The sequence below is a fragment of the Paenibacillus chibensis genome, assembly GCF_004001045.1.
In the GTDB taxonomy this organism is placed as follows: domain Bacteria; phylum Bacillota; class Bacilli; order Paenibacillales; family Paenibacillaceae; genus Paenibacillus_AQ; species Paenibacillus_AQ chibensis.
This window is the reverse complement of the sequence record NZ_BIMK01000002.1, coordinates 1-26864: the sequence shown is the minus strand read 5'-3', so window position 1 is coordinate 26864 and position 26864 is coordinate 1. Positions and strand designations below refer to the sequence as shown.

The 26864-nt window shown below is 52.2% G+C and carries 27 protein-coding genes and 3 tRNA genes; 21 read left to right on the top strand and 9 right to left on the bottom strand.

Translation table 11 applies throughout. From position 1 onward, the window contains the following. Nucleotides 1-110: 110 nt before the first annotated feature. On the top strand, nt 111-2459 hold the full coding sequence (locus PCH05_RS01700) for a glycoside hydrolase family 65 protein (RefSeq protein ID WP_127600037.1): 2349 nt from the start codon (nt 111-113) through the stop codon (nt 2457-2459). Between the two features lie 198 nt (nt 2460-2657). Then, nucleotides 2658-2742: transfer RNA gene (locus PCH05_RS01695), tRNA-Leu, on the top strand. A gap of 248 nt (nt 2743-2990) precedes the next feature. Here PCH05_RS01695 and PCH05_RS01690 read toward each other — a convergent pair. Then, entirely contained in the window at nt 2991-3884 is an 894-nt protein-coding gene (locus PCH05_RS01690) for a LysR family transcriptional regulator (protein WP_127600035.1), read from the bottom strand. Between the two features lie 127 nt (nt 3885-4011). Between PCH05_RS01690 and PCH05_RS01685 the strand changes: the two genes are divergently transcribed. Beyond that, nucleotides 4012-5178: an MFS transporter gene (locus tag PCH05_RS01685; protein ID WP_127600033.1), complete on the top strand. Its 1167-nt coding sequence runs from the start codon at nt 4012-4014 to the stop codon at nt 5176-5178. Nucleotides 5179-5253: 75 nt separating this feature from the next. Here PCH05_RS01685 and lpdA read toward each other — a convergent pair whose 3' ends face one another. Beyond that, the gene (gene lpdA / locus PCH05_RS01680) at nt 5254-6636 is read right to left on the bottom strand and encodes a dihydrolipoyl dehydrogenase (RefSeq protein ID WP_127600031.1); all 1383 of its coding nucleotides are present in this window, start codon (nt 6634-6636) and stop codon (nt 5254-5256) included. A gap of 225 nt (nt 6637-6861) precedes the next feature. On the opposite strand from lpdA, the gene PCH05_RS01675 reads away from it, so the two are divergent. From PCH05_RS01675 to PCH05_RS01655, 5 genes are all read left to right on the top strand, one after another. Beyond that, nucleotides 6862-6949, top strand: a tRNA-Leu gene (locus tag PCH05_RS01675). Nucleotides 6950-7282: 333 nt separating this feature from the next. After that, the gene (locus tag PCH05_RS01670) at nt 7283-8287 is read left to right on the top strand and encodes an iron-siderophore ABC transporter substrate-binding protein (RefSeq protein WP_174806215.1); all 1005 of its coding nucleotides are present in this window, start codon (nt 7283-7285) and stop codon (nt 8285-8287) included. 5 nt (nt 8288-8292) lie between these two features. Next, a complete protein-coding gene (locus tag PCH05_RS01665) occupies nt 8293-9348 on the top strand; it encodes a FecCD family ABC transporter permease (RefSeq protein ID WP_246049321.1) in 1056 nt (351 codons plus the stop codon). Between the two features lie 57 nt (nt 9349-9405). Beyond that, nucleotides 9406-10452, top strand: a complete 1047-nt coding sequence (locus tag PCH05_RS01660) for a FecCD family ABC transporter permease (protein ID WP_127600027.1) — start codon at nt 9406-9408, stop codon at nt 10450-10452. Between the two features lie 81 nt (nt 10453-10533). Continuing rightward, a complete protein-coding gene (locus PCH05_RS01655) occupies nt 10534-11367 on the top strand; it encodes an ABC transporter ATP-binding protein (RefSeq protein ID WP_127600025.1) in 834 nt (277 codons plus the stop codon). Between the two features lie 271 nt (nt 11368-11638). On the opposite strand, the gene PCH05_RS01650 is transcribed toward PCH05_RS01655, so the two are convergent. Both PCH05_RS01650 and PCH05_RS01645 read right to left on the bottom strand, forming a co-directional pair. After that, nucleotides 11639-11712: transfer RNA gene (locus PCH05_RS01650), tRNA-Pro, on the bottom strand. Between the two features lie 139 nt (nt 11713-11851). Continuing rightward, a complete protein-coding gene (locus PCH05_RS01645; protein WP_127600023.1) occupies nt 11852-12757 on the bottom strand; it encodes a LysR family transcriptional regulator in 906 nt (301 codons plus the stop codon). Nucleotides 12758-12955: 198 nt separating this feature from the next. On the opposite strand from PCH05_RS01645, the gene PCH05_RS01640 reads away from it, so the two are divergent. From PCH05_RS01640 to pstB, 4 genes are all read left to right on the top strand, one after another. Then, the gene (locus PCH05_RS01640) at nt 12956-13882 is read left to right on the top strand and encodes a phosphate ABC transporter substrate-binding protein (RefSeq protein ID WP_127600021.1); all 927 of its coding nucleotides are present in this window, start codon (nt 12956-12958) and stop codon (nt 13880-13882) included. Between the two features lie 94 nt (nt 13883-13976). Then, nucleotides 13977-14903: a phosphate ABC transporter permease subunit PstC gene (gene pstC / locus PCH05_RS01635; RefSeq protein ID WP_371860501.1), complete on the top strand. Its 927-nt coding sequence runs from the start codon at nt 13977-13979 to the stop codon at nt 14901-14903. Next, on the top strand, nt 14900-15796 hold the full coding sequence (gene pstA, locus PCH05_RS01630) for a phosphate ABC transporter permease PstA (RefSeq protein ID WP_127600017.1): 897 nt from the start codon (nt 14900-14902) through the stop codon (nt 15794-15796). Before pstC ends, pstA begins: the two co-directional genes overlap by 4 nt. 13 nt (nt 15797-15809) lie before the next feature. Continuing rightward, nucleotides 15810-16577 carry a phosphate ABC transporter ATP-binding protein PstB gene (gene pstB / locus PCH05_RS01625; RefSeq protein ID WP_127600015.1) on the top strand — a complete coding sequence of 256 codons (768 nt, stop codon included), beginning with the start codon at nt 15810-15812 and terminating at the stop codon, nt 16575-16577. Nucleotides 16578-16749: 172 nt separating this feature from the next. On the opposite strand, the gene PCH05_RS01620 is transcribed toward pstB, so the two are convergent. The 5 genes from PCH05_RS01620 to PCH05_RS01600 all read right to left on the bottom strand — a co-directional run bounded on the left by PCH05_RS01620 (nt 16750) and on the right by PCH05_RS01600 (nt 19963). Then, a complete protein-coding gene (locus tag PCH05_RS01620; protein WP_127600013.1) occupies nt 16750-17172 on the bottom strand; it encodes a universal stress protein in 423 nt (140 codons plus the stop codon). Nucleotides 17173-17185: 13 nt separating this feature from the next. After that, nucleotides 17186-18403: an MFS transporter gene (locus PCH05_RS01615; RefSeq protein WP_127600011.1), complete on the bottom strand. Its 1218-nt coding sequence runs from the start codon at nt 18401-18403 to the stop codon at nt 17186-17188. A 109-nt stretch (nt 18404-18512) separates the two neighbouring features. Continuing rightward, nucleotides 18513-18953 carry a MerR family transcriptional regulator gene (locus PCH05_RS01610; RefSeq protein ID WP_127600009.1) on the bottom strand — a complete coding sequence of 147 codons (441 nt, stop codon included), beginning with the start codon at nt 18951-18953 and terminating at the stop codon, nt 18513-18515. A gap of 94 nt (nt 18954-19047) precedes the next feature. Beyond that, nucleotides 19048-19239: a hypothetical protein gene (locus PCH05_RS01605; RefSeq protein WP_127600007.1), complete on the bottom strand. Its 192-nt coding sequence runs from the start codon at nt 19237-19239 to the stop codon at nt 19048-19050. A 136-nt stretch (nt 19240-19375) separates the two neighbouring features. Beyond that, nucleotides 19376-19963, bottom strand: a complete 588-nt coding sequence (locus PCH05_RS01600) for a helix-turn-helix domain-containing protein (RefSeq protein ID WP_127600005.1) — start codon at nt 19961-19963, stop codon at nt 19376-19378. A gap of 359 nt (nt 19964-20322) precedes the next feature. On the opposite strand from PCH05_RS01600, the gene PCH05_RS01595 reads away from it, so the two are divergent. The 9 genes from PCH05_RS01595 to PCH05_RS01555 all read left to right on the top strand — a co-directional run bounded on the left by PCH05_RS01595 (nt 20323) and on the right by PCH05_RS01555 (nt 26827). Then, entirely contained in the window at nt 20323-21462 is a 1140-nt protein-coding gene (locus tag PCH05_RS01595; protein ID WP_127600003.1) for a polysaccharide deacetylase family protein, read from the top strand. Between the two features lie 172 nt (nt 21463-21634). After that, nucleotides 21635-22054: a phage holin family protein gene (locus PCH05_RS01590; protein WP_127600001.1), complete on the top strand. Its 420-nt coding sequence runs from the start codon at nt 21635-21637 to the stop codon at nt 22052-22054. Between the two features lie 88 nt (nt 22055-22142). Continuing rightward, the gene (locus tag PCH05_RS01585) at nt 22143-22430 is read left to right on the top strand and encodes a Dabb family protein (protein WP_127599999.1); all 288 of its coding nucleotides are present in this window, start codon (nt 22143-22145) and stop codon (nt 22428-22430) included. 154 nt (nt 22431-22584) lie between these two features. Next, the gene (locus PCH05_RS01580; protein WP_127599997.1) at nt 22585-23007 is read left to right on the top strand and encodes a DUF86 domain-containing protein; all 423 of its coding nucleotides are present in this window, start codon (nt 22585-22587) and stop codon (nt 23005-23007) included. A gap of 185 nt (nt 23008-23192) precedes the next feature. After that, a complete protein-coding gene (locus PCH05_RS01575) occupies nt 23193-23642 on the top strand; it encodes a hypothetical protein (protein ID WP_127599995.1) in 450 nt (149 codons plus the stop codon). Nucleotides 23643-23663: 21 nt separating this feature from the next. Beyond that, complete coding sequence (locus tag PCH05_RS01570) at nt 23664-24041, top strand: YtxH domain-containing protein (RefSeq protein WP_127599993.1); 378 nt, start codon at nt 23664-23666, stop codon at nt 24039-24041. A gap of 189 nt (nt 24042-24230) precedes the next feature. Then, complete coding sequence (gene racE, locus PCH05_RS01565) at nt 24231-25049, top strand: glutamate racemase (protein WP_127599991.1); 819 nt, start codon at nt 24231-24233, stop codon at nt 25047-25049. Between the two features lie 139 nt (nt 25050-25188). Beyond that, nucleotides 25189-26388: a M14 family metallopeptidase gene (locus PCH05_RS01560; RefSeq protein WP_127599989.1), complete on the top strand. Its 1200-nt coding sequence runs from the start codon at nt 25189-25191 to the stop codon at nt 26386-26388. Nucleotides 26389-26548: 160 nt separating this feature from the next. After that, on the top strand, nt 26549-26827 hold the full coding sequence (locus PCH05_RS01555; protein WP_127599987.1) for a hypothetical protein: 279 nt from the start codon (nt 26549-26551) through the stop codon (nt 26825-26827). Nucleotides 26828-26864: the final 37 nt, after the last annotated feature.

Genomic DNA, 26864 nt, shown 5'->3' with positions numbered 1-26864 from the left:
CGGCTAGCTCGAATCAGTGCTCCACAGCAAGATTTAACAAGCTGGAACATCAGCATAACCACAATTGTATACAGAGAAGTGCCCATAAACGGATAGGAGGACATAAGCAGATGAAAATGAAAGCATACGTGCGTCCAGAGGCACTATACCCTTATCAGGCCTGGAGCCTGGCCGAGGAAGCTTATGATGATGAAAACAACCAGCGAAGCGAGAGCGTCTTCGCGCTGGGCAATGGGTATATCGGAATGCGGGGGAACTTTGAAGAAGGATATCATGGCGTCAAAGGAACATCCGTAACGGGAAATTACATTAACGGATTTTATGACGCCAAGCCCATTCATTATCCGGAGGGTGCCTACGGGTATCCCTCCCGGAACCAGGCGATGCTGAACGTGACCAATGCCCAATGCGTCGGCATTTCTGTGGGAGATGAGCCGTTTCATTTGAATACCGGTCAGGTGCTCTCATTCTCGCGGGAGTTGGACATGAAACGCGGCTTTTTGAAGCGTCAGATCGAGTGGGAAGCACCTTCCGGCGGCCGCGTGCGGATCAGCTTCCACAGACTTGTTTCATTCACGCACAAGCACTTGGCTGTTGTCCAGGTGGAGGTGGAATCCACCGGATTCGAAGGGGAGATCACGCTCCATTCTTTCCTGGACGGGAAGATTCAGGAGGCGGAAGCGACGGATGATCCGCGGCTGGGCTCCGGAGGCGGCGAACCGAGCCTGATGCTAGAGAAGATGGAGCAGCGGGGAGAGTTATCGCTGCTGAAGCAGCGTACCCGCCATACCGGCTTTGAGCTGATTACGGGCATCAGTCACCGGATTGAAGCCCCCGCGGCCGCTGCTGCGGAGAGCGTAACGGGGGAGGAGCAGATTGGAACGCGGTTCACGCTCAAGCTGTCTCCGGGTGAGAAGGCTGTTCTCACCAAATATATTTCTTATCATACATCGAAGGACGGCAGCAATCAGGAGGCGGAGCTGGAAAAGCGGGCTGAAGGAACGCATCGGGAGGCATCGCTGCTTGGCTTCAGCAGGCTGATGGACGGGCAGCAGGCTTATCTGGATTCCTTCTGGCAGCATGCGGACGTGGAGATTGAAGGCGACCCGGCGCTTCAGCAGGGTATCCGCTTCAATGCTTTCCAGTTGCTGCAGTCGGTAGGCCGCGACGGCTTGACGAACATTGGCGCCAAAGGTCTGACCGGGGAAGGGTACGAAGGGCATTATTTCTGGGATACGGAAATGTATATGATGCCGTTTTTCACCTATACGCAGCCGGACATTGCCCGCGCGCTGATGGATTTCCGTTATGCCACGCTCGATAAGGCACGCAGCCGCGCGCAGGTCATGTCCCAGAAGGGAGCACTCTATCCGTGGCGTACGATCGACGGGGATGAGAACTCGGCGTATTTCCCCGCGGGAACGGCCCAGATGCATATCAATGCGGACATCGCTTATGCGATCAAGCAGTACGTGCAGGCGACGGGCGATATTCGGTTTCTTTTGGATAAGGGTGCCGAAATCCTTTTCGAAACCTCCCGCTTTTGGGTGGATCTCGGACACTTCAATGAGGCGAGGGGCGGGGCGTTCTGCATCGACGGCGTCACCGGCCCGGATGAATACACGGCCATCGTCAATAACAATACGTATACCAATCTCATGGTGCAGAGCCAGCTGAATTATGCCTGCGACACGGCAGAACTGCTGGGGCGGGAACATCCCGAAGTTTATGAACGGCTCCGGCAGTCCATCGGCCTTACGCAGGATGAGGTCGCGGGGTGGCGCGAAGCAGCGGCCCGCATGTTTGTGCCTTATGACGAAACACTTGGCATATATGCGCAGGACGACACCTTTTTGACGAAGAAAAAGTGGGATTTCGAGCATACGCCGGAGGATCAATATCCGCTGCTGCTCCATTTCCATCCGCTCGTCATTTACCGGCATCAGGTGCTGAAGCAGGCGGATACGGTGATGGCCCTGTTTCTCCTCAGCGAGAAATTTACAATGGAAGAAAAGATCCGAAATTATCAATATTACGAGCCGCTGACCACCCATGACTCCTCGCTTTCGCCTTGCATTCACAGCATCGTGTCCGCGGAGATCGGCGACCTTGACGGCGCTTATGCTTATTTCGACCGGACCGTGCGGATGGATCTGGACGACATTAACCGCAATGCGAAGGACGGGCTGCATACCGCCGCCATGGCCGGGTCCTGGATGTCCATCGTGCATGGCTTCGCAGGGATGCGCTTGACGGACGGGGAGCTTGCATTTAGTCCTGCGCTCCCGCATCTGTGGCAAAGCTGCACGTTCCGGGTGACATATCACGGTCAGCTGTTGATGGTCCGCATGGGCCGAGAGGAAACCCGGTATACGCTTGTCCAAGGTGACGGGCTTACGTTCAAGCATAAAGGACGGGAACTTTCATTGGCGGCCGGGGAAACGATCGCCGTAGATTGAATCCGGGTTCAGTGAAAAGGTCGGAGAGCTCGTGGAGTACCGTATAACAGCGGATTTCACGGCTTCCTCCGCCGTTCTTTTTTTTCAGAATGTCATGAAATAAAAAAAATCTGAAAAATGCTTGACGCTAACTGCCTTGTCATGGTAAGATCTATTTTGTCGCCGCTAAAGAGTTTGAAATGCGACGATGGCCAATATGCGGTCGTGGCGGAATTGGCAGACGCGCACGGTTCAGGTCCGTGTGGGCTAACCCCCCGTGGAGGTTCGAGTCCTCTCGACCGCATCCGATCAAGAAGCTCTTGGATTTGTCTTTATGACGATTCAAGAGTTTTTTGTTATGCATGGAATAACGCGAAGTGTCCCTAAAAGGATTCTTCGCGTTTTTTTCGTTAGATATATACCTTGTTCGATCACATTGTAAACGATAAAAACGGTAAGCCATGATTATCTTAATCATAGTCCCTAAGCTCTCGAATTCTTCTTCAGGAAGGTTCAAGAGCTTATTGTACGTGAAAATCATCTTCATGACTTCTAAGAGCCGTTTCTCTCATTGTAAAAGCCGATCAGGCCGTTCGTTAATTGTTGGTGTGAGCTGCTGATAAAGCGATCTGCAAGGTACACCAGTTCCAGGTGACGCACAGGCGTCCCATCGGTGATTGGTATGGCCGTGATGTCCGTCCGTTCCGGATAATTTCTAAGCAATCCTTTAGGCTGTATGGTGACTCCCACCCCGGCAGAAACCAGCTGCAGCAGCGAAGCTGCCGTAGCGGTCTCCATGACCGTCGTTAGTTCGAATCCTTGCTTGATGCAAACCTCCTCGACCAGATCGCGCCCCAAAAAGCCTTTCGGATACATCACCAATGCATGATCCATCACTTCCTGGAGCGTAATCTCTTTCCTCGTCGCAAGCTCGCTTGCTGAATTTACGAACAGATAATACGGTTCCGATCCAAGCGGAATTTGTATTAATCGCTTATCGGGCGGACCCACCAAGCCGATGCCGATATCGACACGATGGTTAAGCACTTCTTCTTGAATTTGTATCGAAGAGAAGGCTTGAAGCTTGATGCCCGGATATTTCGTATTGAACTCGACGAACAGCGGAACAAGGTGAAAATCCAAATCCGAAGGGAGGACCGCCAGCCGAACCGTCCCTGAATTCCCGGACTGAAGCTCCTGAATGGCAGTTTTGGCGTCCAGCTCCGTTTGAAGCATTTTCTCTCCGAACCGCCATAAAAGGTTACCGGCCTCCGTTGCGACGACTTTTTTACCGATTCGGTCAAAGAGCGGCGTGCCAAAGTCCGCTTCGAGGAGACGGATCTGCTGGCTTAATGTAGGCTGCGAGATTCCAAGCTCCTCGGCAGCTTTCGTAAAGTGGAGATGCTTGTAGACGGCCATAAAGTATTGAATATTCCGAGTGTCCATGAAGAACCCCTTAATTAATGATAGTTTTTTACTATCATAATAATATAAATTATAGGATTGATCAATGATGTCCGGGTGAATATACTGAATATGCGTTACGCAAATAACAAACAGGGGAGGCACCATGATGAAAAAGTTTTATTTATTATTGGCTATATTTATGGCGGCTTTGAATCTGAGACCGATCATTACATCTGTTGCTCCTTTGCTTGGTACGATGCAAAGCGAGCTGGGAATGAGCGGGTTGACGGCCAGCCTGCTGACTACGTTTCCGGTATTATGCATGGGGCTTTTTGCTCCCTCGGCAACGGCGCTGCGTGATCGACTGGGGCTTGAGCGCAGCATTTTTACCGCCTTGCTGCTCATTACGGGGGCTACCGCTTTGCGGGGGAGCGCGGACTCCGTGACGATACTGGTCATAAGCGCCTTGATAGGCGGGATCGGCATCAGCCTGGCTGGACCGCTGCTGTCCGGATTCATCAAAAAGTATTTCCCGACAAAGCCCGGCATCGTAAGCATTTATTCGGCCTCGATGACCTTCGGTGCAGCCATGGCTTCGGCATTGTCGATACCGATATATAATCGAAGCAACCAAAGCTTAACCATGACCCTGTCATGCTGGGCCATTTTGGGGGTGCTTGGTCTTATCGTTTGGTCGGTATTTCTACGGAACAGAGCAAACAAGGAAGGCTCGGTACGTTCCAGGCTTCCCATCCGCAATCCGAGGGCCATATTGTTGACGTTATTTTTCGGGCTGATGGCATGCATGTTTTATTCGCTTACGGCATGGATTTCACCGATTGCGCATAGCTTCGGCTACAGCTCGGCAAGCTCGGCTATGTTCCTTACCATCTTTACCATCATTCAAATTCCCGTTTCCTTGCTGATTCCCGGTTTGGTATCCAGGTTCGGGAAACGAAGATTTTTCCTTGTCTTTTGCAGCGTGTCCGAGCTGATCGGAATCGTGATATTGTTATTCCATCTGCCGATGCTGCCGGCTGTCATTTGTTTGGGAATCGGGGCAGGAGGGTTGTTTCCGCTGGCACTTATGCTGCCTATCGTCGAGACGAAGACATCGGAGGAAGCCGGGTCATGGTCGGCCATGTCTCAGTGCGGCGGGTACATTATAGGTGCAATGGGGCCGCTGCTTATTGGAGCCATTTTTGATTACAGCGGCAGCTTCACGGTGGCGCTTTTCGCTATGCTTGCCGTAATTGCGGTCATGATCGCAGTACAGCTGCTAATCACCAGCCATAAACCTGAAATTCAAGCTGGTTCTGTAGAAATGGAATAGATATTTCAATGAATATTGACAAAATCCCCTCTAACAGCGCATGTCGTCGCGCTGCTTGAGGGGATTTGTGCTGATTCACAGGGAAGCCATTTTTCTGACGGCGTTGGCCGCCGCTTCCATGGTCACTTCTCCCAAGGTGGGATGGGGATGGATGGTCATCGCCAAATCCTCGGCGGTTGCGCCCATTTCAATCGCCAGTGCAAGCTCCGATATGAGGGTTGACGCCTCTGCTCCAACGATTTGCGCGCCGATGACAAGACCCGAAACCGGATTGGCGATCACTTTGACGAACCCTTCGGCCGCCTTCATGGCAAGTGCCCTGCCGTTAATCGAGAATGAAGACTTCCCGACAACAACCGGGATTCCTTTCGCTTTGCACTCGGTTTCGCTTAGCCCGACGCTGGCGAGCTCCGGCTCGGAAAAAACGACAAGCGGAATTGCTTTGTAATCAATAACCGAAGGCATACCCGCAATGGCTTCAGCCGCTACCTTGGCTTCGTAAGAAGCCTTATGGGCAAGAGCCGGTCCTTTGGTAATATCGCCAATGGCATAGATATGCGAAATGGCCGTTCTGCATTGCTCGTCGGTTTCAAGCAAACCTCTGCCCGCTGCGCGCAATCCGGCGCGCTCAAGCCCCAAGCTGCCGTCCGTATTCGGTGTTCTTCCGACGGTCACTAGCGCATATGCCGCGCTAATCGAGTGCCGCACTTCATTCTTCATATAATGTAAGGTGAGCCCATCCGCATCCTGTTCAGCCTCGACCACCGTCGCTTCGGTAATGAGGGTTATTCCGTCGGCCTCCATCTGCTTGACGACAGGCGCGACGAGGTCCGCTTCGAATCCGGGCAGTGACTGCCGTCCCCCTTCTACAATGGTAACTTTGGTTCCGAATCGGGCATACATCTGTCCAAGCTCGGCGCCAATGTAACCGCCCCCGATTACGACCATGCTGGCCGGAATCTGGGAAAGCGAGAGGGCATCCGTAGAAGACAAAATACGTCCGCCGAACGGTAAAGCCTGCAGCTCAATCGGGCGGGAACCGGTAGCTAATATCGCGTGCTTGAAAAAAACCTTTTGTTCGCGTTCCGCTTGTTTCACGGCAACCGTGTGCTCGTCAATAAAGCTTGCTTCACCCTCCAAAATCGTCACTCCGGCATTCTTCAACAGGAAATGAACGCCTCCGGCCTGCTTGGTTACGACCGCTTGTTTGAAAGCCTGGGCTTCGGCAAAAGAATCCGAGGGAAGGAGGCTGCTCCATGATTTATGCAGATGGTAGCGGTTGGCTTCCCCGATAAGCGCTTTGGACGGGATGCAGCCCACATTCGTGCATACGCCGCCGATCGGGCCGCGTTCGACAAGGATCGTTTTCATGCCAAGCTGTGCAGACCGGACTGCGGCTGCATATCCTCCAGGGCCGGAGCCAATGACAATGGTTTCTGTTTGAGTAAGTTGGGTCAACTCCATACACCTCCGTTAAAATATGATGAACATAATATATTATAGACATCATATTTTATTTCGGTCAATAGTTCCTTACTTCATCTTCATGATATGCCTGAAGGTTCGGGCGAAGTGACGATAAATCGGTTGAATGAAAAAATGCTTGACGCTAACTAGCTTGTCATGATAAGATCTATCTTGTCGCCGCGAAAGAGTTTACATGCGAACGACGTTGATACATATGCGGTCGTGGCGGAATTGGCAGACGCGCACGGTTCAGGTCCGTGTGGGCTAACCCCCCGTGGAGGTTCGAGTCCTCTCGACCGCACCACTTCATCAATAACAGGCTTCTGATCTGCATGTACTAGCAGAGCAGGAGCCTTTTTTGTTGTTCGATTGAATGTTTTTTATTTTTCGTGAGAAAATGATTATTTACATTGTTCCGTTACTTGCTCACACGGATCCGTCGGTTTTACGGAAGATTGGACTACGGAATGTATTGGCTTAAGAGATAGGATACAGATGTTAAAAATGAGAGGCTTGAAGGACCCCAAGGCCGTCGTTAAAGCTTGACATAAAAGAGATCATTTAATATCATTATTCTGATAATGATTATCAATTTCATTAAATGAAAGAGGAGACTAGCATGATTAAGAGTTTTAAAATGCCTAGATGGGTTGGCATAGTAACTGTGGCAGCAGCATTAATGACTGGACTCATCGGGTGTTCATCCAATACTAGCGACAACGGCCAGGAAGCGACTGAAAATTCCAATTCCACGCCCCCTGCAGATTCGTTTAAAGAGACGATAGAGACCAAGTTCGGCCAAGTAAAACTTACGGAACAGCCTAAGCGGGTTGTTGCGCTCGGCTGGGGGGATGCCGAGACGGCGCTTAGCCTTGGCGTGCAGCCGGTCGGCGCGAGCGATTGGCTGGCTTTTGGAGGGAATGGAGTCGGACCGTGGCTTAAAGACGCATACAAAACATCACCGACCATTCTTGGAACAACCGAGCTGGATTACGAACAAATTGCGGCTCTACACCCCGACCTTATTCTTGACGTGAAGTCTTCGGGTGATGAGACGCGTTACAAACGGCTTTCGGAAATAGCCACCACTGTTGGCGTTCCCGCCGATGGGGATAATTATCTGACGAGCACCAATGAGCAAGTGGAAATGATAGCGAAAGCTTTGGGCAAAGAAAAAGAAGGCGAAGCGCTGCTGAAGCAAGTCGACGACGCTTTCGCGAAAGCAGCCAAAGATCATCCGGAATTCACCGATAAAACCATCGTTGTTGGAGCCTACTCTTCCGAAGGGTTCGGCGCGTACGTGAAGGGAGATGCGCGTATCGATTTCATGACGCGGCTCGGATTCAAGACGAAGGATGCGGTTGAGAAGCTGGCGGACGGAAATTTCTATGTGAAAGTGTCGGACGAACAGCTGGATCTGTTGGATGCGGACGTGACTGTCGTCATGCCAATCTGGGTTGATGCTAAAGAAATAACCAACAACAAGCTATTCCAGAAGATTCCTTCTGTCGCTGCCAGCAGATCGATTGTTCTTGATGAAGATACGGCTAATGCTTTCTCGACAGGCACGGTTCCTTCCTTGCTGTGGACGATTGAGCATTTGCCGCTGCAAATTAAGGCACTCGTACAGCCTGGAGCGTGAAGCCGGTGACATCGGCCAATCATCTCAAGAACAATAGCGGTCAAGCGCAGACGATCACCTCTCTACGGTCCAAGCGGCTGAGCGGCTTCATTGTCGCTCTTGTCCTGCTTGCAGTTATGATGTGCCTGAGCCTGATGATCGGAGCGAAGCAGCTTTCGGTCGAAACCGTTTGGCAGGCGCTTTTCTCCAATACGGATAGCTACGAGCATCGGGTTATTCTGGACTCCCGGCTGCCCCGTACGCTGCTTGCGCTCGTCGTAGGACCGGCCTTCGGACTATCTGGAGCGCTCATACAGGCTGTCACGCGAAATCCATTGGCCGATCCAGGCATTCTTGGTGTAAGCGCGGGGGCAGCATTTGCTGTAGCCATAGGCGTCGGCGTTTTTGCAGTCGGCTCGCTGTCCGGTTACGTGGGATTCGCCCTAGCCGGAGCGTTAGCCGCCACGATTATCGTCTATGTCATCGGGGGAGGCGCCGGCAAAAAATCGCCTTCACCCGATCAGCTTACGCTTGCCGGGGTAGCTTTAGGCGCTGTGTTAAGTGGATTCACAACGGTGATGACCTTGATGAACAGCGAAGCGTTCTCGCGTATGTTGAACTGGACTGTTGGCTCCTTGGCTCGCAAAAGCGAGGGAGACGTGTGGCTGGTGTTGCCGCTTATCATCGCTGGCACGCTGGCAGCGTTAGCGATTTCCCCAGCCCTTAACGCTATCGCATTCGGGGAAGATCGCGCTTCGTCACTTGGGGTAAACGTCCTGCTGATTCGTGGGATCGGTCTCGTCGCGATTACGTTGTTGGCGGGTAGCGCCACGGCGATCGCGGGCCCGATTGGCTTTCTCGGATTGATGGTGCCCCACTGCGTGCGCTGGTTCGTTGGGCCAAGCCAGCCATGGATTTTTCTGTATTCACTGGTCGTTGCCCCATTACTGTTACTGGCTGCCGATATCATTGGAAGAGTCGTAATCTCCCCGACCGAGGTCCCGGTGGGCATTATTATGGGCTTCGTCGGTGCGCCTATCCTGATCATTCTTGTTCGACGCCGTTCGGCAAGCAAGCTATGAGGCGGCGGGTATTGATGAAATTCGGGTGCGGTTTGACAGCAAGAAGGAGTGATTGCTATGCCTCCCATTAATTTCGGCAGGCGTTACATACGGCTTAAGGGACTTATAAAGCTGCGCATCGATGCCAGAAGCCTTGTGGTGACAGCCGTTCTCCTGGGAGCGACCCTTGTGATCGCTTGCTTCGGTTTAATGATCGGAACACTGCGACTAAGCGTGCATGAGGTGTTTGCCGCTTTAAGCGGCGATGCGGCCAAGATGACCCGAACAATCGTCGTGGAATGGAGGCTGCCGCGCGTCCTGGCGGCAATGATTTTCGGCGCAGGCTTGGCGGTCAGCGGTTCGATTTTTCAATCGCTGACCCGGAATCCATTAGGCTCGCCTGATATTATCGGCTTCACCTCGGGTTCGTACACAGGCGCACTGATTGCCATGCTGATTGCCGGGTCGACGTCGTTTATCGGTATTGCGGCGGGGGCACTGATCGGAGGACTGGCAACAGCCGTCCTGATCTATCTCCTGGCATTCCGCAAAGGCACGCAGGGTTTCCGGCTTATCATCGTCGGGGTCGCAACTTCAACGATCCTCAGCAGCGTCAATTCAGTGCTGCTGCTGCGAAGCAAAGCAGAAGTTGCATTAACCGCTGCGGCTTGGGGAGTAGGCTCGTTGAATGGCATTAGTTGGGCTCAGTCGATTCCAGCCATGGTGGCCGTCGTCGTTCTCCTGCTGATTGCCGCAGTGATGGCCAGGCCTCTGCGAGCGATGGAATTGGGCGAGGATGCGGCTAAAGCCCATGGTATCCGCTCGGAACGGACCCGTCTTGTGCTGATCCTGATCGCAGTCGTGCTGACCGCCGCGCCAACGGCCGTTATGGGCCCGGTCAGTTTTGTCGCGTTGGCGGCTCCGCAGATCGCGCTAAGGTTCACGAAATCGGCGCAGAGCCTTGCGCCGGTAGCGGCGATGGGCGCTTTTCTCATGTTGGGGGCTGACTTGGTAGCGCAGCGGATTGTACCCGGGACGATTTTTCCCGTTGGCGTGGTCACGCTGTCTTTAGGCGGGTTGTATCTTGTGGGTGTATTGTTCCGTCAGGCCCGGTCGTCCTCGTAGCGAAGTGGAAGCAATAGAATACCTGGCAGGCCCGTGCTCCATGCATTGTGGCTTGTTACGCGGAAAGTGGTTGAAACAGATATGAAGAGAACTGCGGCAGACGTCCCAAATGCGTCCGAAGCTGCATCGCGGCTTTGGGCGGACAACATTACGATTAAATATGAGGATCGGGTCATCTCCCGAGACTTGTCCGTTAAGATCCCCGACGGCTCCTATACGGTCATTGTCGGGCCCAATGCATGCGGCAAGTCAACCCTGCTCCGCACGTTGTCCAAATTGATCAAGCCCTTCGCGGGCCAGGTCATATTGGACGGGAAGGGTATCGTGACTTACAAGTCCAAGGAAGTGGCGCGAAGACTCGGCTTGCTGCCGCAATCGTCGACGGCTCCAGACGGGATTACCGTTGCGAATTTAATTGCGCACGGCCGCTATCCCTATCAAAATTTCATCAGGCAGTGGACGGATGAGGATGAGGCGGCGGTCGCGTCGGCGATGCAATTGACCAATACAACCGAGCTTTCGCACCGGTATGTTGACGAGCTCTCCGGAGGACAAAGACAGCGCGTCTGGGTCGCAATGGCGCTTGCGCAGCAAACGCCAATACTGCTCCTGGACGAGCCGACGACGTACTTGGACATCGCCCATCAGATCGAGCTGCTCGAGCTGTTCAAGGACCTGAACGAGCAAGGGCGCACTATCGTTGCGGTCCTGCATGATTTGAACCATGCCGCGCGGTATGCGACACACATCATTGCCATGAAGAACGGCCAACTGATGGCGCAAGGCGATCCGCGCGAGATCGTGACGGAGCAACTGGTTGAAGACGTGTTCGGCTTAAAATGCACACTCATCGATGATCCGGTTTCGCATACGCCGCTAGTCGTTCCATTAGGCCGGGACCGTTCGGCGAAGTAAGCGGGAAGCGGAGCGCTTAAAGCGGGCTGAAGTTAGAACGGGCTGAAGTTTGAATAGGATATTTCTTGCGGCATGTGAGGCCACCTTCAAGAGGGTGGCCTTTAAGCTGTTTAAACTGCTCAGAGAATAGGTCGGACATTTTTATGTTACATCGAGGAAATGAAGAATCGCGTGATTCAAATGTGATGTTTAGTGAATTCTAGTGATCATCGTTTAATAAAACCAACAAAAAACAGCGACCCATTGGATCGCTGTTTTTTTGTTGGCGTAATCGAGACGACAGGATTTGAACCTGCGACCTCTTGCTCCCGAAGCAAGCGCTCTACCAAGCTGAGCCACGTCTCGTCGGTTCATGGAGCTTATACTTATAATTTACTCAAAATTTACGTTTTGCAAAGGGGTTTTTCGAAAAATTCACAAATCCTTTATCGTTTTCGAATACTGCTCTTGATCTCCAAGCTTTATGCCGGAGGCAAAGCGTCTTTTAAGGATTCTCCGGCGCAATCCAGGTCTGTTTAGCGAACTGTTTGAATTGTTCCCGCAGGGGCGAGGAGGGCTGGTCGGCGTGATAGGCCATGCAAGCCTTGACCGTTTTGCCTGGCTTCTCCGGAACGGGTAAATACATAAGCTTTCCTCCCGCCACCTCGTCACGGATGCCGGACAGAGGAAATAAAGAGATGAAGTCCCCATCCTCTACCGTATGCTTCACGGCCTCCGGCGAGTTGATGATCATGCGCTCCCACAGGTGGATTCCGCTTTTTATCGCATAGGAACGGGCAAAATCCCGCATGAAGGAACCCTCGGCATGCTGGATAAAGAACTGCTGGGCGATCAGCTGATCGGTTAACGATTTCAAGCTCGCGAAGGGGTGGTTGGGCGAGAAGATGACGACCAGTTCCTCATCCAGCAGAACTTCTTCCGTGATCCCTTTGCTGGGTCCATCCTGAGCATAATAGAAGGCGACATCGGCTTCTTGATGGTACATCAGCTCCTGCACGACGCGGCTGGGCTGGACCGTCAGTTCGACCTGGATCCCGGGATACTCCCGGCAGAACCGGTTGACGATCCTTGGCAGATGGATAGAACCCATCAAGCTGTCTGCGGCGATCTGAAGATGCCCCTTGTTCAAATCGGCGTAATCCTGCACCGCTTTGCGGGCTTCCAGCGCCATGGCCGTCATTTTGACCGCATAAGGATGCAGGGCTTTGCCGGCCTCCGTTAGCCAGATTCTGCCCCGCTTGGCCTCAAAGAGGGCAACCCCCAGATCTTCCTCCAGGCTTTTCATATGGAATGTGACGGTGGGCTGCTTCATGTCCAGCTCTTTGGCCACATCGGTAACTTTCTTTAATCTTTCTATCAATACAAGAATCTGCAGTTTTAACAAATTCATCGATATTCCCTCCCAAAACCCTGTCTCTGATTCATATTATAGAACTAATCTATAGTTGCATAAATATTTTATATAGATTTTTATTTTTTATTTTACACAACGCATCATTTTACAAAATGATAGAGGACTACAATGAATTTGTCAGCAGCAATGATAGAGTTGCGAAGACAAACACAGAACAGGGGGAAACAAAAGCTTATGAAACTCAAAAAACCATTACTTATGATCTGTACGTTGGCACTGGTGGCTGTGCTGGCCGCCTGCGGTAGCAAGGATACCCAAGGAGACAGCAGCGCTTCGGGAACGGCGAATAATGATACAACTTCCACAGAACTTAGCGGCTCCGTGCTTGCAGTAGGCTCCACGGCGCTTCAACCGCTGGTTGAGCAAGCGGCCCAAAAATTCATGGCAGAATCCCAGTATTCCAAAATTCAAGTGCAAGTGCAAGGCGGGGGCAGCGGAACGGGCTTGACTCAAGTTGCCGGCGGCCAAGCGGATATCGGTAACTCTGACGTGTTTGCAGAAGAGAAGCTGAAAGACGAAGCCAAAGACCTCGTTGACCATCAAGTGGCGGTCGTAGCGATGGCTGCGGTAACGAACCCGGATGTAGGCGTAGACAATCTGACAAAGCAGCAGCTGGTAGACATTTTCACTGGTAAAGTCACGAACTGGAAAGAAGTTGGCGGCAAAGACGAAAAAATCGTGATCGTCAATCGTCCAGCAAGCTCCGGCACGCGTAAAACATTCGAAAAATACGCACTTGGCACATCGACAGAGGACCTGAAAGGTTCGATCCAAGAGGAATCCTCCGGTACGGTTAAGAAAATCGTTTCTGAAAGCCCTGGCGCCATCGGATACCTGGCACTGTCCTACCTGGACGACAAAGTCAAAGTCGTGAAATACGAAGGCGTTGAAGCAACGGTTGAAAATGTAGCATCCGGCAAATATCCGGTATGGGCTTACGAGCACATGTACACCAAAGGCGAACCAAAACCGGAAGTAAAAGCATTCCTTGATTACATCGCTTCTGACGCTGTACAAAGCGGCGACGTGGTGGAACTTGGCTACATCCCGGTTTCCAAAATGGAAGTAAAGCGTGACGTAGACGGCAACATCTCGAAATAAAAAAACAGATGGAACTTTGAAAAGCATGAAAGAGGCGGAAGAGACCATTTCTGCCTCTATTTTCACTTTAGAAAGAAGGACAACGATGAAAGCTATGGATGAAAGGCCCGTTCAAGTAGAACCAGCCCGCTCAGCCCGCTGGAAAAAACATCACGCTGAAGATCTTGCAGGCCGGAGCTATACATTTATTTGTGTGGCTTTGCTCATTGTCATCATCATATCGATCGTATACTTTGTCGCATCCAAAGGACTCGCGACTTTCTTTCGCGACGGGGTCAGTCTTAGCGAATTTCTGTTTGGCACCACTTGGGATCCGGAAGGCAACAACGGTGAACCGATGTACGGCGTCCTGCCGTTTATTTTCGGCTCTTTCGCAACGTCGCTGCTTGCCGCGTTGATCGCCAGCCCGCTCAGCATCTGCGCTTCTCTGTTTATGACCGAAATCGTTCCCGGATGGGGAAAAAAGCTGCTGCAGCCCGTTATCGAGCTGCTGGCAGGGATTCCGTCGGTCGTGTACGGCTTTATCGGCCTGACCGTCGTTGTTCCGTTCATGCGAAATGTGTTTCCGGGCCAGGGCATCGGAATCGCGGCCGGAGCGATCGTACTCTCCGTCATGATCCTGCCGACGATTACAAGCGTGGCTTCCGATGCGCTGTCGGCACTGCCCCGGGGCCTGAAGGAATCCTCGTTCGCGCTTGGAGCCACCCGCTGGCAGACGATCTCTAGAGTTATTTTGCCTACTGTGCTGCCTTCTATTCTGACCGGCGTCGTTCTCGGGATGGCGCGGGCGTTCGGCGAGGCCTTGGCCGTGCAGATGGTCATCGGGAACGCGCCGCATATTCCGCGGTCGCTGTTCGAATCCGCGTCTACATTGACTAGCGTCATTACCCTGGATATGGGCAACACCGTTATGGGCTCCGCGCACAGCAACGCGCTGTGGAGTATGGCGCTTGCGCTGATGTTCATGACCTTTATCTTCGTCCTCATCGTTCGCCTCTTGGAAAGGAGACATCGGATTTGAAAGCGAAATTGACTGATAAAATTGCAACCTGTTTGATCGTGGTGTTTTCTTTGCTCATTGTGGCGATCCTGGTCGGGCTCATCGGATTTATTCTGGTGCGGGGACTCAGCCATATCAACTGGCATTTCCTGACCTCGGTGCCCCAGACGATTCGTGCGGGCGGCGGTATTGGACCGCAGCTGTTCAATTCCTTGTTCCTGCTTGTATTGACGCTGATCATTACGGTTCCGCTGGGTCTTGGCGCAGGCATTTATATGGCAGAGTACGCCAAGCCGGGTAAAATCACCGGCACCATCCGGCTTGTGGTCGAAGTGCTGTCGTCATTCCCTTCGATTGTCGTCGGCCTGTTCGGCCTGCTGCTCATCGTAAATACGTTCGGATTTGGCTTTTCGCTCTTCTCCGGCGCCCTTGTGCTGACCATCTTCAACTTACCGTTAATGGTTCGGATTACCGAGCAAGCGTTTCGGAGTGTTCCGAAGGAGCAGAAGGAGGCTGGGCTTGCGCTCGGACTGTCCAAGTGGAAGATCATTTCCTCCGTCTTGTTTCCGGTCGCGCTGCCAAGCATTGTGACAGGTACGGTTCTGGCTGCGGGACGGGTGTTCGGGGAAGCGGCTGCGCTGCTGTTCACGGCAGGCATGTCTACACCGCGCCTGGATTTTACCAACTGGAATCCGTTTAGCCCGACTTCGCCCATCAATCCGTTCCGCCCGGCGGAAACACTCGCGGTGCACATTTGGAAAATCAACAGTGAAGGCCTGGCTCCGGATGCCGCCCAGATCGCCGCAGGCGCATCGGCCGTGCTCGTGATCCTGGTGCTGCTGTTCAACTTATTCGCCAGATGGATCGGCGGCGTGCTGTACAAAGCCATGACGGCTTCCAAACGAATGGGATAGGGGGACAATCACCATGCAAACCATGCAAACGACATCGTTTCGTACAGAGCATCTCAGCGTATTTTACGGACAATACGAAGCGGTTAAAAATATCAGTCTGAACTTCCCCGAACAGAGCGTCACGGCCCTGATCGGACCGTCCGGATGCGGCAAGTCGACATTTCTTCGCTCATTGAACCGGATGAACGACGAAATTTCACAAGCCAAAATCAAGGGACGCATCTGGATCGACGGCGTGGACATCAATGATCCGTCGACCGACGTCATTCAGCTCCGTCAAAAAATCGGAATGGTATGGCAGAAGCCGAACCCGTTCTACAAATCGATATACGAAAATATCGCTTTCGGTCCGAAGTACCACGGGATCAAGAATAAGAAGCAGTTGGACGAAATCGTGGAATCCAGCCTGCGCAAAGCGGCTTTGTGGGACGAGGTCAAGGACCGCCTGAAGCAGTCCGCGCTGTCTCTCTCCGGGGGCCAGCAGCAGCGCCTTTGCATTGCACGCGCCCTGTCGGTCAATCCGCGCATACTGCTGCTGGATGAGCCTGCTTCGGCTTTGGACCCCGTATCGACATCAAAGGTTGAAGAGCTGATTGTCGACCTTAAAAAGGAGCTCAGCATCGTGATCGTGACTCACAATATGCAGCAGGCGGCGCGCATTTCCGACTACACCGCATATTTTTATCTGGGCACGCTGATGGAGCATAATGAAACGGAAATTATTTTTACGAATCCTGACAATGCGATGACCCAAGAATATATTTCCGGACGGTTCGGCTGAGTTGCCGGCCAGATTCTGCCGCTTTACAAAGGTCTTTCATCCGATAGCCTATTTCTAAAACAGGAGTATCCTTGATATTTCTGTTTTTTGCTGCGTGCATGGTTTAAGTGAATAAAGCAAAAAAGGGTACCCGGGCTCTGCGCCTTCGGGATACCCTTTTTTCGTGTTGCCTTTATCTGACGATCATCACCGGACAATGCGCGTGCTGAACAACGCTGTGGCTGACGCTGCCGATCAAAAGCTCGGACATCAGGCCGATGCCGCGGCTGCCCATGATAATGAGATCCGCATGCTGCTCTTCAGCGGCTTGACAGATGACCGAAGCGGGATCTCCGGTTTTGCTGAACGTCTCGTACGCGATGCCGGAACGGGTAAGAGCCTCCGTAGCCGGAGCCAGGATTTTCTCGCCCTCTTCACGAATCCGTTCCCCCAGATCTACGCCTACAGGAGGCTCATTGATTGAAACGGACGGGTTGACATGAAGTACCGCCAGCGCAGGTGCGTTTTTCAGGCTTTGGATCAGCGTCACGGCCGCTTCAAGCGCGCGCTCGGCGTGCGTAGAGCCGTCCACAGGAACAAGAATACGGTTATACATAGGGATTACCTCCTTAATGGCCTTCCGCCTTATCGACATGGGTAAGATGGCGGCGGCGGACAAGCAGTGTTACTACACCTAGAAATACCATCAATGCGCCAAAGTAAAACGGTGTTTCGGCAGTATACCATTCAGACAGCTTGCCCGCGAGCCAAGGGGACACGGCGCCGCCGAGGAAGCGAACGAAGCTGTAGGCAGCCGATGCGACAGAGCGTTCCACAGGAGCCGCCTGCATGACGGCCGTCGTAATCAGGGTATTGTTGATGCCCAGGAAGATACCGGCCACGATGACGCAGACAATAACGGTTTTAGGGGAATGGTTGTACGTACCGAGACCCATGATGATCAGGACGATCGTAAAGAGGGTCAGCACGGTGCATATCGATTTGACGACGCTGAAACGCTTCTGCAGCTTCGGAGCGACGAAGACGGACGTAAATGCAAGCAGGATGCCCCAACCGAAGAAAACGTACCCCAGGCCGTGCTCATCAAGATTCATGACGTATGGGGAGTAGGCCATCAGCGTAAAGAAGCCGAAGTTGTACAGAAATGCCGTAATGCCAAGCGTAAGCAGGGCAGGGTAGCTCAAGGCCTTGAACGGGTCGGCAAGGGTACTTGCCTTCTTGGGCTTCGGAACGTTCGGCAGCATGAAGATGACGAAGATAAAGCCGACCAGCATCAGACCGGCTACGCCGAAGAAAGGACCGCGCCAGCTGATCGATCCGAGCTCGCCGCCGAGCAGCGGGCCGACGGAAATGCCGAGGCCGAGCGCCGCTTCATACAAAATGATCGCTTTGGCCGTACCTGAGGTGGACAGGCCGACGATGGCAGACAATGCGGTTGCGATGAACAAGGCGTTCCCAAGTCCCCAACCGCCGCGGAAGCCGACGATTTGGCCGATGGTGCTGGAGAATCCGCCGAGTGCGGCAAAGACAATGATCAGAAAAATACCGGTAAGCAGTGTTTTCTTGATGCCGATCCGGCTGGAAATGACGCCCGTGATCAGCATGGCGATGCCAGTAACCAAGTTATAGCTGGTGAACAGCAGCGATACCTGGCTTTTGCTCGCATTCAATTTTTCGGCAATGGCAGGGAGGATCGGGTCGACAAGTCCGAGTCCCATGAAGGAAATGACGCAGGCAAAAGCGATGGCCCATACCGCTTTCGGCTGGGATAGCAGTCCTGATTTCCTTTGTTCAAGTTCTAGGGGTTGTGAAGCTGGGGATTTCATAAATTTGATTACCTCCGTTTGTGTAAATGATTTTCATTTTTCAATACTGCCCATCACAAAAAAACGCCGTCAAATGAACTGTGGCGGTAGAAAAATTGATAAACGATAATTAGCTCTGTGATGCCTCCTCATTAAACTTGAGAATGAAGGCGTTCAAGCGGACCTTGGTTTCTTCAAGCTCGGTCTCCATGGATTTCATTTTCTCGATCTTGGCGCGAATCATGGTGATCTGCTCATCGAGCATTTGCTGCATGTGTGCCAGCTTGCTTTTCTGTTCTTCGCGGCTTTTCACGTCATGGTAGGTTTTGTGATGCATCTTGTACGCGTCGGAAACGGATAGATACTGCACAAGCTCCTGCAGACTGAAGCCGAGAATGTCCTTGGCGGTCATGATTTTCTTCAAATAATCGATATGCTCCCGGCTGTAAATCCGGATGCCGCCATCGCTCCGATCAGGGGCAGGAAAGACGCCAAGCTCTTCGTAGTACCGGATCGTTCTTTTGGTTATGCCGCATTCTCTGGCTACGTCATCGATTTTGTACTCATCCATGTCTTTCCTCCCTTGCTTATGTGTGTTATGACATAGAATATTTTAATCCTGTTTAACGTTAACGTCAACGTTAACTTTTGTAATCGGATATTTTTTATCTGCGGGCAGTCCATCTCTTCAGGGCAAACGTCGCTGCAATTCCAACAGCAGCACCGGAAACGCCGCCCAGACTGACCGTCCATATCATGGAAACAGGCTCAAGCCTCATCAGAAATGCCAAACCGCTGGCCAGTGTCGTTCCTGCAAGAATGCCAAGCGAGATTCCGACATCTCTGCCGAATTGCATCATACGTTCCTCCCTTATGTATCCCGGATTATCATTGCTTCGCTTTACTATGCCCAAACGAAAACAGCTCTATAAGCCGGATCAGTACCGGATCATAGAGCTGTTTGCCATGGAATGGCTGGTTGTACCCGTTAAATCAGGAATCGTGCAAAATGCAATCCGCGAACAGGATGAATTTCGGAATACGGAAAAAGAGCTCTGCCCGGTCCTGAAAGCTTGGTGATGGCAGGGTGCCTTGATGCAGCCATTTGCGGAACGTACCCGGATGGATATGCATCCATTCGCTGACGTCGCTGACAGACAGATCATGGACCATGCATAGACCCGTTAGAATCTTGTTGTCGACTGGCGAACGTGTCAGTGTTCTGCGCATGAAGCGCGATGAAGCCGGCTGACAGATAATGGGGCTGCTCGCGGTCACCGAGCGATTAAAGAGGATATGATGCGGGTAGCCAAGGAACTGGCATACCTTATCCAGATTCTTTTTGCCGGGAATACGGCCTTCGTAAACCCATGCGCTTACGCTTCGTGAAGAAACGCCCAGCTCTTCAGCCAGCTGCGATAGCTTGATGTCATTGGCCATGAGCACCGCCAAAAGGACCCTGTTGCGGATCTGGCAGCGCGAAGGCTTGCGGAAGCGCTTGACGCGGATGCCTTTTCCCAAATATTTGCGGTTGATCAGAGACCACGCCTGAATTGAATGCTGTTCTTGTTGTGTAGGCATATTTCCTCCGAAGTTTTTCTTAAAATTCTACATTCTTATGGGCTTGATTTCAATAGTAACTATCGCCCATTTCTCCGACCATTTTCCTAGCAATATATCGGTTGTTCCGGTGAAAACAGGCCATTTGGCATATTCTCTATTCTATCATTCTCCTATATATCCTAAAATTACCGAATAGGTTACAAAAATGGTTACTGAATTGAAATTGAAACGGCTCTATGATTCAAGGTACAATGCAATGGAACTAGATTGATAGATGGTTAGATTCGGGTTGGATCGCCATGCAGGCGAATCGGAAGAATAATTGTATTTTGCCTGCGAATCTATCAAAATACGCAGAAAAAGGTTGGTAGAGAGAATTGAAAAAGCTTTTCAACAGCTCCAAATGGCTCTTATCCTTATTGCTCATCTTCGGCTGCGTGCTTTCCCTTGGAAACTACAATGCCACTGCCGAAGGCAGTTCGGCGGCCCCGGTGAAGTATTCCGTCTTCGCAGGCGTGAATGACAACCTCGTTACTTACCCGATGTCCCCGGTCATACATAAAGGCACGTTATATGTTCCGATCGTCCAAACCGCGGCGGCCATGAATGTGTCCGTGCAGTACTCGCAGGGAAATCTCACCTTGACCCATAGCGGCGGAAAAAAGGTGATGCTGCCTGCGGACGGCAATAATACCTTCGTCAAAAACGGCAGAACATTCATTTCGTTCCGTGTGCTGAGTGAGAAATTCGGGTTCCAGCTCTCGTATATTTCAAGCCAGAACGTCTACCGTGCCATCAACGGCGGGGCTACCTTGAACGATGCCCAGTTTGCCGAGAAGTACAGCAGCTTTATTAAGCAGCATAAAGCAGCGACCAGCACGCAGACTCCCCCGTCTTCGGCAGCCGGAACGATCTACATCACGTTTGATGACGGGCCTTCTCCTTATACGATGCAGCTTCTCGACGTGCTGGATCAGAATAACGTGAAGGCAACCTTCTTCATGCTGGGCAATCAGATCGCGAGCCATCCGTCCTCCGTAGCCCGCATTGTTAAAGGAGGCCATGGCGTCGGGCTGCATGGAATGACTCACCAGAAGAACAAATTCTATGCTTCTCCGTATTCGGCCTTGAACGAAATGAATATGGATAACAACAAGCTGCATGAAGCCGCCCAAGTCTACACGAAGCTGATCCGCGTTCCTTACGGCAGCAAACCGTATTTTACAAAAGCTTACCGCGATCAGACGGCGGCATACGGCTACCATCTGTGGGATTGGAACATCGATTCCAATGACTGGAGATATCAAAGCAACCCGCAGAAAATATATGACAACGTGATGCGCGATGTTAAAAACATGAAGAAAAAGGGAGTTACTCCGGTCGTTCTATTCCATGACCAGGAGGCAACGGTGAAGATTCTGCCGAAGCTGATTAAAGCGATCCAGGCGGAAGGATACACGTTCAAGCCGATCACAAGCGACATGACACCGCTGAATTTCTGGAACGACGAACGTTAAGTGAACGAAAATGGAATAGAAGATTATAGCATGCTGCGCCCCGGTTTCCGGGGCTTTTTTTGTCGTTTTACAAGTAATCTATGAAATAGGCAGTCGAAAATGATATATGGCTCGCGCGCGGGAACGCCTCCTCTCATACGATATATCAGAAGGCATGAAGGGAGGGCGGATGATGAATTCGCTAGCTGTTAGTGGGACAAGTGCTCTTGCCGGGGGAATCATCACATTGGCGTTCGGACGATGGGATCAGCTGCTATGGATTTTTTTATTCACGATAGTCCTGGATTATATTACGGGAGTGCTCGCTTCCATCAAGGATGGAACCGGACTGAGAAGCGAGATCGGATTTTGGGGGCTGACGCGCAAGGTGCTGATGCTTGTGGTCATCGTGCTTGCCCATCAGATGGATGTACTGCTAAGCGGCGGCACCGATGTGATCAAGACCGGGGCGATCTACTTTTATATGTCCAACGAGCTGATCTCGATTACGGAAAACTACGGGCGTTTGGGTCTGCCCATGCCGGCCAAGCTGCGGAGGATAATCGCCGTCCTGCAGAACAAAGATCAAGAGGATGATAAGCCGGAAAAATAGCAGCCCCTATAACTTCTCTTTTCCTGCGAGGATGGATATGGTATATTTTTTTTGTAACCTTACGAGTAGGACAAGGAGAATGCAGGCCATGATCAAACATATTGTCTTCATTAAATTAAAGGATAGAACTCCGGAAAGCGTTGACAAGACTGCCGATATGCTGCGCGCGATGAAGGGGAGAATTCCGCAGCTGCTCGCCATTGAGGTGGGGGTGGATGTCATTCATTCCGAGCGTTCATTTGATATTGCTCTTGTGACCGAGGTATCCTCTCTGGAAGATTTGCAGGCATATCAGGTGCATCCTGTTCATCAGGAAGTCGTTCGCCATTTGAATGAAGTAAAAGAGATATCCGTTAGCGTTGATTACGAAATCTAGCAGATAGGAAGACTGATTATGAGCGATTTGGAATATCCGATGGAAACACTGACTCTGCTTGTCGTGTTTGTCGTGGCGATCTTCGTCATGTTTTTCTGGCTGAAGCGACGCGGGAAAAAAGGTAAATAATATCTGCAGCTTGGAGGTACGGGCCGTGTATTATGTTAATCAGGAACAGATCCAGCATCGCCTGGATGCGATTCCGGAAATCGTTCAGGGCTTGACGGAAGCTGCCGGGTCCTGGGATGGGGGCGTCGTGCTTGGCATGGTCCAGGAGCGTGCGCTGCATTTGGCGATCGAGATCGTCACCGATGTAGGAAGCTATTTGATCGATGGTTTCATTATGCGTGACGCCAGCAGCTACGAAGATATCATGGAGATCAATCATGAAGAGAAGGTTTTTGATGCGGAAACTTACGACGTTCTGCTGAAGCTTGTAACCCTTCGCAAGCCTTTGGTTCAAGAGTATTATACGTGGAACCGCAGCGAGCTTCATCCGTTGACACCGGTGCTGCCGGATATCCTGAATAAATTTGCCGTGCAGGTTCGGGAATACATCCAGCGGGAGCTGATGTAGTTATTTCCCGTTTTTACGTTTGCACACGCCAAGCCCGTCCGTGAACTCCGGAGCGGGCTTGTTTCTTTTCTCCGGATCTTTTCGCAAAAATAATTGGATTGTCCCTTGTGTCAGGACGGGCCTACCCTGCTTATAATATCCTACAAATAGGCATTAGCCCGTAAGGGTGAAGGGAGTGACACACCATGGCGGAATGGGGCGCCGTATTGCTTGCTTGCGGATTCATACTGTTCGCCGCTGTCGCAATGATTCTTCTACATACGCTGAGAAGAGTGCTGCTGCGGACCGAAGATGTACTAGGCAAAGCCGGACAGGAGATCTCGCAGCTCGCTTCCGAATCCAAAGAACTGCTCGTGCAGGCTTCGGCAACCTTGTCGCTGCTGCAGAGCCGTGTGGAGGAAGTGGAGCCGTTCTGCGAATCGCTGCGACTGGCGGGTGCCAGCCTGACGAACACGCTGCAACGTGCCGATTCCATTACGAAGCATGTGGCGGAATCCGCCATGGAGCGCTTGGAAAGAGCGCACCGGGAGAATGAGCTCCGCTTGGCGGAAGCTTTCCGGTGGCTGGATGCCGGGTTATCGGTATGGCATTCATTCAAGCGTCAGTCGCAGCCTTCCGCGGACGACCATGCCTGACCGATAAGGAGAGATGAAGCGATGAAGGAAAAGAACAAAAGCTTGTTGTGGGGCGCGCTGATCGGCAGCGTGGTAGGTTCGGTAACGGCACTGCTGCTTGCACCAAAATCCGGCAAGGAGCTTCGCCAGGATATCGCTGAAGGCGCCAGAACGGTAGGCAGCAAAACGACCGAGCTCGCTGGCAAGGTAGGGGAGCAGGGGGCTTTCCTGATCGGGAAGGTCAAGGATACCGCAGGCGGCGTAATCCAGGATATCCGCGGCTGGCGCAAATCCGATGCCGATGATCGTGATTCGGAGGAAGCTTATGAGGAGCTGGCTCAAATATCTTCGTTCGACGGCAGCGAGGAGGATCTTGCGGAAGGCAACGAGTTCAAGCAGGACGCAGGCGATTTGGAATAACGCATCATGATGCTGGCAGGCTCACTTTCCTGTAATGGGAAAGGCGAGCCTGCTTTTACATGCGTCTAGACTTGCATTTATATTGATTGCCCGGCTGAAATCATTTAAGATGTGAGGTACGTTTGATTTCTTATTTTCATATGTTAGAGAGCAGAGAGCATAAATCGACAAGAAGGAAGCGGTGTGTTCGTGCAGCAGGCAATCGCTATATTAGACTCGGGTGTGGGGGGGTTAACCGTCGCCAAAGAGATCATGAGACAGCTCCCACGGGAAAAAATCATCTACTTTGGAGACACAGCCCGCACACCTTACGGACCCCGTTCGTCCGAAGAAGTAAGACGTTTCACGGAACAAATCGTGGATTTCCTGGTGCAATTCAATCCCAAGGCCATCGTGATCGCATGCAATACGGCCACGGCTGCGGCTTTGGACTATATTTCGGAAAAGGTGCCGATGCCGGTCATCGGCGTCATTCATCCCGGAGCCCGGGCTGCCATCAGCGCGACCAAGACAGGCAATATCGGCGTGATCGGCACGATCGGCACGATCGGCAGCGGCGCCTACACGTCCGCTCTTCAACAGCTTTCGCCTTACGTGCATGTCGTCAGCGAAGCTTGTCCGGCGCTGGTTCCGCTGGTCGAGATGGGACAGTTCCGGTCGAAGGAGACAACGGCGGTGGTCGAGGACTCGCTGCGCGGGATGAAATCTTCTTCCATTGACTGCCTCATTTTGGGCTGCACTCATTATCCGTTTTTGAAGGAAACGATCCAGGAAGTCATGGGGGAGAAAGTGAAGCTGATCAGTTCGGCGGACGAGACCGCAAGAGAGGTCAGCACGATCCTGTACGATAAGGGACAGCTGGCCAGCAGCAACGAAAGCCCGGTGCATCAGTTTTTCTGCAGCGGTGATGCGGATATGTTCCAGAAAATAGCCAAAACCTGGCTGGGTGAGCAAATTCAGCGCACGCCTGTCGTCTGGCAGGTATCCAGGTTCACGGAATCCACATAAGAACAGGAATCGAGGAAGAGCTCCGGGGACCGGGGCTCTTTTTTTCGCATGGGCCAAGTCGTCCGGGTCATACAATCTTCAAAAGAGCATCGACGTGCAGCGGTTGCTTCGAATCTGACCGCGGGAAAGGAAGTCGCTTATGCAGCAATACACCGTATGTAAAGGAGATACCCTCGAGCGGATCGCCGCCAGCAGGGGATTATCGCGGGTTCATATCATCAATGCCAATCCCTGGGCGGGAGAGCAGCCCTATTTGATACCGGGACAGATTATTTTCCTGCCGTCCTCCCCGAGAAGAAGATATGTCGTTCAGCCGGGTGACAGCCCGGAAAAGGTGGCGGCCGCGTTTCAAGTGAGGGAATCCTCGCTGCTTGAGATGAACCCGGGTCTCTCCCGGAGTTATTTTCCGGAAGGACGCGTGCTTGTGCTGCCCCATGCCGAAAGGAACCGGATCATTCAGCTGGAGGGGGAATACGGATATCATCATTTAAGCCATGACATCATGCGTTTAACGGAATTCCACCCCCTGATCACGTCGGGAACGATCGGCGAGAGCGTGCTTGGCAAGCCGATCCCCTATTTGAAAATAGGGGAGGGCGCCAGAAGCATTCATGTGAACGCTTCCATTCATGCGAACGAGTGGATCACAACACCCTGTATTTTGCGCTTTGTGGAAGAGTATGTGAATGCGCTCGAGGGAGGCAGGCGCTGGAACGGATATGATCCCCGGCATTGGTTCGCCCAGTGTACGCTATGGGTCGTTCCGATGGTGAATCCGGACGGCGTAGAGCTGGTGCAGGAAGGCGTGCAGCCCAATAATCCTTACTACGGTCAGCTCACGGCCTGGAATGGTGGGCGCATCGATTACCGGCACTGGAAGGCCAACATCAACGGCGTGGATTTGGGAGATCAGTTCCCTGCACATTGGGAAGAGGAAGTGCAGCGCCGCGGGAAGAAAGGCCCGGGACCCCGGGATTATGCCGGAACCGCACCGCTCAGCGAACCGGAGGCGGCCGCGCTTGCGGATTTCACGCTGCAGACATCGCCCGATGCCGCCGTTTCCCTTCACAGCCAAGGGCAGGAGATCTATTGGAACTACCGCAACTACGAGCCTAAGGAAAGCAGGGACTGGTCGCGGCGGCTCGCGCAGGCAAGCGGCTACCGTGCGGTCAAGCTGGAGGGCAGCGATGCGGGCTATAAGGACTGGTTTATCCAGGAATTTCGGCGACCGGGGTTCACCGTCGAGATCGGACTCGGCAAAAATCCGCTGCCGCTGGAGGATTTTGATCATGTATCTCTGGAAACCGGTCTCATCGTGGCTGAACTGTTATCGATATGAAAACATATTGAAACATTTTCTGTAAAATGACGTATAATACAGGAGAGGGAGCGGACGTCGGAAGTTTTACACGATCGTTTCCTCTTTTCAAGCTGGAGTAGAGTATGATCAGGTAGACATTTTTCTTCCATATTGGGTCATAAGAAAGGAGTCCACGCGCATGAAATGGAGAAGACTGCTTTCGATCCGGCGCTGGTCGAGAATGACGGGCCAATTGTGGCGTTATCTTACTTCTTCACAGGTCGCTATAGGGGACAAGCTTCTGTTTCTGGTTCCGGTGGTGCTTTACTGGATTTTGCCGGATGTCATGCCTTTTGTCCCGATTGATGATATCGGCGTTACGCTGATTGTAATGGGCTGGTTCGTTTCCCGCATGGAAAAGAAATATCCGGCGCTGTCGGGACAAGTTATGAACGCCTCTTCGAAGGGAAGAAAGTGATAAGTCTGTCCTTGCGAAGGTGTTTCCCTTTCTTTAT